7 protein-coding genes are annotated in these 8,863 nt (G+C 54.2%); all 7 read right to left on the bottom strand.

The annotated features are described in order from the left end of the window. On the bottom strand, positions 1 to 686 hold a 686-nt coding region (locus J7L64_07070), incomplete at its 3' end, for a UDP-N-acetylglucosamine--N-acetylmuramyl-(pentapeptide) pyrophosphoryl-undecaprenol N-acetylglucosamine transferase (GenBank protein ID MCD6452102.1). Next, positions 683 to 1,786, bottom strand: coding sequence for a putative lipid II flippase FtsW (gene ftsW, locus J7L64_07065; protein ID MCD6452101.1), 1,104 nt, complete (start codon positions 1,784 to 1,786; stop codon positions 683 to 685). The genes J7L64_07070 and ftsW, both read right to left, overlap by 4 nt. After that, a complete protein-coding gene (locus J7L64_07060; protein MCD6452100.1) occupies positions 1,779 to 3,140 on the bottom strand; it encodes a UDP-N-acetylmuramoyl-L-alanine--D-glutamate ligase in 1,362 nt (453 codons plus the stop codon). Before J7L64_07060 ends, ftsW begins: the two co-directional genes overlap by 8 nt. Before the next feature lie 14 nt (positions 3,141 to 3,154). Next, the gene (locus J7L64_07055; GenBank protein MCD6452099.1) at positions 3,155 to 4,243 is read right to left on the bottom strand and encodes a phospho-N-acetylmuramoyl-pentapeptide-transferase; all 1,089 of its coding nucleotides are present in this window, start codon (positions 4,241 to 4,243) and stop codon (positions 3,155 to 3,157) included. Further along, complete coding sequence (locus J7L64_07050; protein ID MCD6452098.1) at positions 4,233 to 5,648, bottom strand: UDP-N-acetylmuramoyl-tripeptide--D-alanyl-D-alanine ligase; 1,416 nt, start codon at positions 5,646 to 5,648, stop codon at positions 4,233 to 4,235. Before J7L64_07050 ends, J7L64_07055 begins: the two co-directional genes overlap by 11 nt. 4 nt (positions 5,649 to 5,652) lie before the next feature. Further along, positions 5,653 to 7,137, bottom strand: coding sequence for a UDP-N-acetylmuramoyl-L-alanyl-D-glutamate--2,6-diaminopimelate ligase (locus tag J7L64_07045; protein ID MCD6452097.1), 1,485 nt, complete (start codon positions 7,135 to 7,137; stop codon positions 5,653 to 5,655). Beyond that, complete coding sequence (locus J7L64_07040) at positions 7,134 to 8,858, bottom strand: hypothetical protein (protein MCD6452096.1); 1,725 nt, start codon at positions 8,856 to 8,858, stop codon at positions 7,134 to 7,136. Before J7L64_07040 ends, J7L64_07045 begins: the two co-directional genes overlap by 4 nt. Positions 8,859 to 8,863: the final 5 nt, after the last annotated feature.

Raw genomic sequence — 8,863 nt, 5'->3', positions numbered from 1 at the left:
TGATGCATAATTATAAGCCGATCCCTATATGGCTCAAGCTCGGAGAGCGCCTCTATCATCGCCCTGTTTATCACCTTCGCCCCTTGGCTTCCCCCAAAGATGAGGAGCACCTTTCTTCCCTCATCCCTCCTTTCTTCGCCGCAATGGGAGAACTCCTCCCTTATCGGATTCCCGGTGATCCTCGATGGGCAATGGAAGAACCTTGCCGTATCCTCGAAGGAGCAGCAGGCGAGATCGACGAAGAAGGAGAGGATGCGGTTGGTAATGCCCGGCTTTAAGTTCTGCTCCGCGATCATCGTCCTCTTTCCCGAAAGGGCGGAGATTAAAACCACCGGTCCCGAGGCATAACCTCCTACTCCGATCACCAAATGGGGCCTGAAGTTCAAGAGGATGAAGATGGTCTCGAAAAAGGCGAGGGGAAGGAGGGCTAAACCCTTGATGAAGGAGAAGACCGACTTCCCGAGAAGCCCCCGGATGTGGATCGTCTTCAAAGAAAATCCCTCCCTGGGCACGATCCTCCCTTCGAGCCCCCGATCACCACCTACCCAGAGGATAGAGGCCTGTTTCTCCCTCTTCAATATCTCCTTGGCGATGGCGATCCCGGGGTAGATATGCCCTCCGGTTCCCCCGCCAGCTATTATCACCTTCAGCCTCCTTTCATCGTCAAGGTCGAAATACCCCATCATCCTACCCGAAAAGAGCTATACCGAGAGATATTGAGCAGTATTCCCAACGCACAAAGGGTAATCAAAAGCGAAGAACCACCATAGCTTATCAAGGGGAGCGGTATCCCCTTGGTAGGCAGGATGTTCAACGCCACGCTTATATTTATCAGTGCCTGAATCACTATCATCAAGGTGATACCGAGGGCTAAATACCTCCCAAAGGGATCAGGAGCGTTGAAGGAAACCTTAAGCCCCCGGATGAGAATGATGATAAAGGCAGCTATAACCGCCGATGCTCCAATGAAGCCGAGTTCCTCGCTGATAACCGAGAAGATGAAATCGGTATATGGCTTGGGGAGGAAGAAGAGTTTCTGTTCCCCCTGGCCGAAGCCCACCCCAAAGATGCCACCGCTTCCGATGGCGGTAAGGGATTGGATGATCTGCCATCCTCCCTGGCGAGAATAACTCCAGGGATCGAGGTAGGCGAGAACTCGCATAATACCATGATGCCTGATGAATACCGCATACCAGAAGAAAAAGGTAGTGCCGGCAGCGAACAGGACGAGATAGCCAAAGCTCATCCCTCCGATGAAGAGAAGCACCAAGCCAAGGGTGAGGATGAACATCGAGGAGCCAAGATCGCGTTCTATGATAACGAGGAAGGAGAACCCCCCGAGAACGAAAAGAAGGAGGGGGATATCTCCTCTCTTTGGGAGTTCCCCTTTCTCCTTATTGGCGAGTCTCCTCGCGAGAAAGATGACCAGTACCAACTTCGCGAGCTCCGAGGGCTGAAAGGAAAAGGCACCAAACCTTAACCAGCGATGGGCGCCATTCACCGCTGGAGCAAAGAGGACCGCGATAAGAAGAATAAAGGTGATTCCTATGAGGAGGTAGATGACCGCCTTCTCCCTTAGGATGCGATAATTGAGGTTCGAGAGGAAGAGCATCGCCACCACCCCGATAAAGCCAGCAGCGAGTTGCTTCATAAGAAGGAAGTAGCTATTCCCAAAGGTCTTATCCGCATAGACACCGGAGGCGGAATAAACCATCATCAAGCCAAAGACGAAGAGAAGCGCGATGGTCAAAAGGAGTATCGGATCAGGAGCAAACCTCTTAGGCATTCTCCCTCCTCCGCTTCAGTTTGCGCACCTCTTCCTTAAATACATCCCCTCGCTCCTCGAAGTTGAGGAACATATCGAAACTGGCGCAGCCGGGCGAGAGAAGCACCGTATCCCCGGGCTTCCCCTCGGAAAACCCCACCTTTACCGCTTCGGCGAGCGAGGAGACCCGACGCAGGGGAACAACATCGCCAAGTATTCCCTCGATCTTCTTTGCTGCCTCCCCGATGGTGAGCACCGTCTTCACCCGCTTTTTTATCAAGGGGATCAAGGCGGAGAAATCGCCGTTCTTATCCCTCCCCCCAAGGATGAGGATGAGGGGGCTTTCAAAGCTTTCTATCGCCTTCGCCACCGCGTCTATGTTGGTCGCTTTGGAATCGTTAAAAAACCTTATCCCCTCTATCTCAGCGACGAACTCCAAGCGGTGGGGGAGCCCCTTGAAGCTCCTCAGAACCTCTCTTAATGGCTCAGGACGGGCTCCAACAATGAGCGCCACCGCCACCGCAGAAAGCACATTCTCTAAGTTATGGACCCCGAAGAGGGCGATCTCCGAAAGGGGGATAACCTCCCCCTTTCCATCCCCCAAGCGATAGGAGACCCTATCACCGGAGACGAAGACGCCTTCCGACAATTCCCTCGTTCTGCTTATCCAGATCAGCTTGGAACCCACCTTTTCTGCTATTTTTCGGGAGACCGGATCATCGAGGTTTACCACCGCGAAATCGTCCTCCCGCTGGTTTAGAAAGATCCTCCCTTTTGCCTCAGCGTAGTCTTCAAAGCTCGAATAGCGGTCCATATGGTCCGGGGTGATGTTCAAAAGGACCGCGATGTCAGCCCGGAAATGGTCTATCGCTTCGAGCTGAAAACTTGAAAGCTCGAGGACGAAGTAATCGACCTCGCGCTCGGCATAGTTTATAAAGGGTCTTCCTATGTTCCCCACCACCTCCACCCTGAACCCCGCCTTACGCAATATCTCACCTACCAGGGTGGTGGTGGTGGTCTTCCCGTTGGCGCCAGTGATCCCGATGATCCTCCCCCTGGCGAAACGGTAAGCGAGCTCTACCTCGCTTATGATGGGGATGTTCTTCCTTCTCGCTTCGGCAAGACCGGGAATACCCAAAGGAACGCCTGGGCTCACCACGATGAGCTCGGCGGAGAGGAAGCTCTCCCGGCTATGACCTCCGGTCTCCACAGTGGCGCCAAGCGCCCGAAGCGCCATCGCCTTTTCCGCCACCACCTCCTCTCCTTTCAGTTCGCTCACCACCACCTTAGCCCCCCTGGCAAGGAGGAAGCGGGTAGCGGCGATGCCACTCTCCGCCATCCCCACCACCAATACCTTCTTCCCTGAAAGCTCCATCCCCTTCTCCATCCTCACCTCAGCTTCAAGGTACTCAAGCTTATAAGGGCAAAGATGATAGCTATGATCCAGAACCTTACGATCACCTTTGGCTCCTCCCAGCCAAGAAGCTCGAAATGGTGGTGCAGAGGAGCCATCCGAAATACCCTCTTCCCGTATAGGCGGTAGGAGACTATCTGGATGATCACCGAGAGAGCTTCAATGACGAATAAACCGCCTACAATCACCAGAAGTATCTCCTGCTTGATGATAAGGGCAATGGTGCCAATAGCCCCGCCCAAGGCGAGGGAGCCCACATCCCCCATAAATATCTTCGCGGGATAACAGTTGAACCAGAGGAAGCCGAGGCTCGCCCCGACCATCGCTCCACCGAAGATGGTGATCTCCCCTACCCCACGAACATAAGGAATGAGGAGGTAGTTCGCCGCTATATAATGTCCGGCAACATAGGTAAGGACGGTGTAGGTTGCCGAGGCGATGAGCACCGCGCCGATAGCCAATCCGTCGAGCCCATCGGTGAAATTGACCGCGTTTGACGAACCCACAAGGACGAGAACGGAAAAAAGGATATAGCCCCAGCCGAGATCGGGGTTGAGCTGTTTGATGAAGGGGAAGCTTATCCTGGTGGAAAACATCCCCTTCCCGGCAAGATAATAGAGCACCGCCCCCACAAAGAGAGCAATGGCGATCTCCCCGATGAGCTTCATCTTTATGGTGAGGCCCTTTGGATTGCCCTTAACCGCCTTTATGTAATCATCGACAAAACCAAGGACACCGAAAAGGAGGGTAGCGGTGAGAAGGAGCCAGAAGAACTTGTTTCCCAGATCGATCCAGAGGAAGGTAGGGATGATAATGGAGATAAGGATGAGAATGCCCCCCATCGTGGGAACACCCTCCTTCTCCTTCTGATGACGCTTGGGCGTCTCCTCCCTCACCCTCTGCCTCAGGGAGAGAGCGCTGAGTTTCCTTATGACATAAGGACCGAAGAAAAAGCTTATGATAAGAGCGGTAAGCACGGAAAGCGCGGTCCTGAAGGTTATATAACGGAAGACATTGAAGGGCGATATGTAATCATGAAGCCCGTAAAGAAGCTTATAGAGCATCGGTCTCCTCCTCGTGGTAGCGCTCCCGGATCCGGGATACAACTATGTCGGTCTTTATCCCCCGGGACCCTTTAACCAAGATGACATCTCCCTCCTTTATTCGGGGAACGAGGAACTCCGCCGCTTCAGCAGCACCGGGGAAATGGAAGAGAGAGCCCTCATCCATTCCCGAAGACCTTGCCTCCTCAACCAGCAATCTGGCGAGCTCACCCACCCCGATGAGGAGAGAGAGCCCTGAGGAGGAGGCTTTCCTCCCCGCCTCCCGATGCGCCTCCTCTGCAACATCGCCCAGCTCAAGCATATCCCCAAGGACGGCTATCTTTCGAGAAAAACCGGAAAGCTCCCTGAACCAGAAAAGAACCGCAGAGAGCGCTTCGGGGTTCGAATTATAGCTCTCATCGATCACGGTGAACCCCTCCCGGAAATTGATCACCTGCCCCCGCATTGGGGAGGGGGTTATCTGGGAGAGCCCTAAAGCGATATCCTCCAAGGAAAGGGAAAAGGCATAAGCGGTGGCAAGGGCGGCGAGTAGGTTCATCACATTGTGAAACCCGATCAAGGGAAGGAAGTAGTCCTTCTTTCTCCCACCATAATCGATGGTTAGCGCGGTTCCGGAAAGCCCCTTGGGCGAAATATTATACGCGCTCACCTCCGCTTTCCCCTTTAACCCAAACCAGACCTTCCTCCCAGGGAAGTCCTCGCTTATCTCCCTGATCAGGGGATCGTCCCGGTTCAAAACCGCTATCCTCTCTCCCGTGAGCCCATCGAGTAGCTCCTTCTTGGCGCGGGCGATCGCCTTAATATCGGGAAAGAACTCCCGATGAACCAAAGAGATATTCGTAAGGACGCCGATCTCCGGCTCGGCTATCTCACAGAGCCGGCTAAGCTCCCCGGAACGGCTCATCCCCATCTCCGCTACGAAGAGCTCGTCCCCCTCTTCAAGGGAAAGGAGAGAAAGGGGAAGCCCATAAAGGTTGTTCAGGTTCCCGATGCTTTTTTTCGCCCGGAACGAGGAGGAAAGAAGGCTGTAGGTGATGTCTTTGGTCGTCGTCTTTCCGGTACTACCGCTTATTCCTACCACCTTCACCCTGTACTCCCTCCTCACCGAAGCGGCGAGGTCCTGGAGGGCGCGGGTGGTATCAGCCACCTCTATGATCAGGGGTTCCCCAGAAATCTCAACGGGTGCTCTCCCCCGCTCAACAACTGCGCCAACCGCTCCCTTTTTTAGGGCGTCGATTACGAAATCGTGCCCATCAAACCTTTCCCCTTTGATGGCGAAGAAAAGCTCCTTTCCCTTTATCCCTCTTGAATCGAGAGAATAGGAGGAGATAAGGGTATCAGGGGAACCGGAGACTATCCTTCCCCGAGAATACCTTGCAATCTGCCCTGCCGAGAGCAATGCCATACCCTTACCCCCTCCCCCTCTTCCTCCAGATCATCTCCCGGGCGACCTCCCGGTCATCGAAGTGGATCACCTTGTCGCCCAGTATTTGATAATCCTCATGCCCCTTTCCCGCGAGGACGACGAAATCGCCCCGCCGGGCATAATCTATGGCGAGCTCGATCGCCTTTCTTCGATCGGGCTCGATAATGTACCCCCCCCTTTTCTCCACGGTGTTTACGATCCCCTCCTCTATCTCCTTTATTATCGCCATTGGATCCTCGGAACGGGGGTTATCCGATGTTACGATCACGATATCGGAATGCTTCACCGCATAGGAGCCCATAAGCGGTCTCTTTCCCTTATCCCTATCACCACCACAACCGAAGACGGTGATTATCCGCCGAGGAGCAAGCTCGCCTACGGTCACCAGCAGGTTACGCAGGGCATCGTCGGTATGGGCGTAATCGACGATCACGGTGAAGTCCTGACCTTCATCCACTATTTCAAACCTTCCCGGGATCGATCTCACCTTTTCGATCCCCGACCTCACCTTATCGAGCGGTAGATCGAGGGCGATAGAAGTGGCAACCGCTGCCAGGATATTGTAGAGATTGGGCCTCCCAAGTAAGGACGAATGAAGTTTGAGCGTCCCCTTCGGGGTTATTATCTCGCCGGCAATCCCGGAACGGGAGAGCCGGTAATCCTCCGGATGAACATCAGCCTTGGCGGAAAAACCGTAGCTCACCCTGGGGAAGGAGGGAAGCTTGATAATCCTCTGCCCGAAGGGATCATCGATGTTAACCACCCCTTTTCCTCCATTTTTCCTCGTGAGCTCAAATAGCTTTAACTTCGCTTTGAAGTAGTTCTCCATCGTCTTGTGGTAGTCGAGGTGGTCCCGGGTAAGGTTGGTGAAGGTAGCGACATCAAAAGAGAGCTCATCCACCCGATGGAGTTCCAGGGCATGGGAGGAGACCTCCATCACACACGCCTTCATCCCGGAGGAGACCATCTCCCTTAAAAAACCCTCGATATCCGGCGCCTCCGGAGTGGTGCGGGAGGCGACGATCTTTCTTCCCCCCACCGAATAGGAGATGGTGCCGATCCTCCCGGCGGGGAGACCCGCCTCGTTCAATATCGCCTCCATCAAGTAGGTGTAAGTGGTCTTCCCATTGGTCCCGGTGACCCCGATGAGGGTGAGTTCCTCGCTCGGGCGCTTAAAGAAGTTGGCAGAGACCTTAGCCATTGCCCTCCTCGCATCCGCCACCTTCACATAGGGGATGCTATCCACCAGCCCTCCTTTGGGATCATCTTCCGAGACGACAGCTTTCGCTCCTCTCTCTATCGCCTCAGGTATGAAGCGGTTTCCGTCAGTCTTCTCCCCCTTTATGGCTATGAAGATATAGCCTTCTTTCACCCTCTTCGAGTTGTAGCTGATACCATCGATCTCCGTAGAGAGATCCCCTTTAACCTCCACTATCTCCACCGAATTGAGCAGTTCCTCAAGCTTCATTCGCTTCCCTCAGTTTGACTGATCGCCCGTGCCAAAAGCCATCCATCCTTTTTCTCCGGAGGCACTCGGAGATAACGAAGGGTGGCAGAGACCACCCGGCTGAATACCGGCGCTGCCACTTCCCCTCCGAAATACCTCCCCTTAGGCTCGTCGATGACTACAATAACCGCTATCCGCGGCTTTTCCACCGGGGCAAACCCAACAAAGGAGGCGATATGGCCCCCATCAGCATAGGTTCCAGAAGGACCTATCTTCTGGGCAGTGCCCGTCTTTCCTGCAACTCTATAACCGGGGACCTTAGCCCTTTTCCCAGTCCCCCTTTCGACCACCCCTTCCATTATCTCCTTTATGATGGAGCAGGTTCGGGGAGAAAGAACCATAACCCTTTCCCCTCTGGGGAAGGGCTCGAAAGTTCCTCCCTTTTTCCTGCCGAGCGCTATCCTCGGAGTGAGGAGATACCCCCCGTTGGCTACCGCTGCCGTCACCCTCAGCATCTGAAGGGCGGTTACCCCAATGCCCTGGCCGATCGATATCTCCCCGAGCATAAACTTGCTCCATCCCTTATAACCACCGATGAGACCTGGGCTCTCCCCAGGAAGGTCGATCCCGGTCCTTCTTCCGAAACCGAGCTCATTGAGCCAATCATGGAAGGTTTTTGGATTAAGCCTCGTTCCGATGAGCACCGCGCCCACATTGCTTGAGTATTCGAGGACCTCGCGGAAGCTCAAGTCGGCATAAGAACCAGTATCCCGGATGAGATAGCCGTCCACTACTATCGCTCCCTGCCCGCAATAGAAATGGTCGTAAGGAGAAACTACCCCCTCTTCAAGGGCAACGGAGGCGGTAACGATCTTGAAGGTGGAGCCTGGCTCATAGATATCGGCAACCGCTCGATTTCGCCAGGAATAACGAGGATAATCGTTAAATCGGTTGGGATCATAGGTAGGCCTATTGGCTAACGCCAACACCTCTCCCGTCTCCGGATCCATCACAACGACCATTCCCCCCTTAGCCGATGTCCTCCTAATCGCCCGTTCCAGCTCCCGTTCGGCATAGTACTGAATGACGGTATCGATGGAAAGGACGAGATCATCTCCCTCGCTTGGGGACAATCTGATCTCCCCATCGGAAATAAGCTCCTTCGTGTTCTCCTTTATCACCGCCAACATCCTGCCGGAGCTTCCCCTTATCACCCCATCGTACTTCCTCTCGATCCCGGCAAGACCTATGTTGTCCATCCCCACGAAGCCAAGGAGATGGGAGGCAAGACTGCCATTGGGATAAAACCGCTTATTTTCATAGATAATGCCGATACCACGAAGTTTAAGGGACCGCACCTCCTCCGCTACCTCCGGAGTCACCTTCCTCCTAAGCCAAGAAAACTCCCCCTTCCTCGCCAGCCTCTTTTTTATAAACCCTTTCCTAACGCCGAGCAATGGAGCGAGCACCTTTGCATAACCATCGGGATCGGAAACCTGAGAGGGATCGGCGTAGATCGAGGGGACCTCAACACTTACCGCAAGCTCCCTTCCCATCCGATCGTAGATAACCCCCCTCTTTGGGGAGAGGGTGATCACCCTCTCCCACTGCCTTCTCGCTCGTTCCCGATACTTCTCCCTATCCCTTATTCCAATGGCGTAGAGCCTTAAGAAGATGACCCCACACCAAAGGAGGAGCATTACTCCAACGAAGATCGCTCTTTTCTTCTTCCTCTCCACCATAATCC

This window comes from Acidobacteriota bacterium (assembly GCA_021161905.1).
Classification (GTDB): domain Bacteria; phylum Acidobacteriota; class B3-B38; order Guanabaribacteriales; family JAGGZT01; genus JAGGZT01.
This window is presented reverse-complemented; position numbering and strand designations above follow the sequence as displayed.

Excerpts from the sequence above, each read along its gene's own strand:
- ftsW (MCD6452101.1), bottom strand. The coding sequence starts at position 1,786 with ATGCCTAAGAGGTTTGCTCCTGATCCGATACTCCTTTTGACCATCGCG.
- J7L64_07060 (MCD6452100.1), bottom strand. The coding sequence starts at position 3,140 with ATGGAGCTTTCAGGGAAGAAGGTATTGGTGGTGGGGATGGCGGAGAGT.
- J7L64_07040 (MCD6452096.1), bottom strand. The coding sequence starts at position 8,858 with ATGGTGGAGAGGAAGAAGAAAAGAGCGATCTTCGTTGGAGTAATGCTC.
- J7L64_07055 (MCD6452099.1), bottom strand. The coding sequence starts at position 4,243 with ATGCTCTATAAGCTTCTTTACGGGCTTCATGATTACATATCGCCCTTC.
- J7L64_07045 (MCD6452097.1), bottom strand. The coding sequence starts at position 7,137 with ATGAAGCTTGAGGAACTGCTCAATTCGGTGGAGATAGTGGAGGTTAAA.
- J7L64_07050 (MCD6452098.1), bottom strand. The coding sequence starts at position 5,648 with ATGGCATTGCTCTCGGCAGGGCAGATTGCAAGGTATTCTCGGGGAAGG.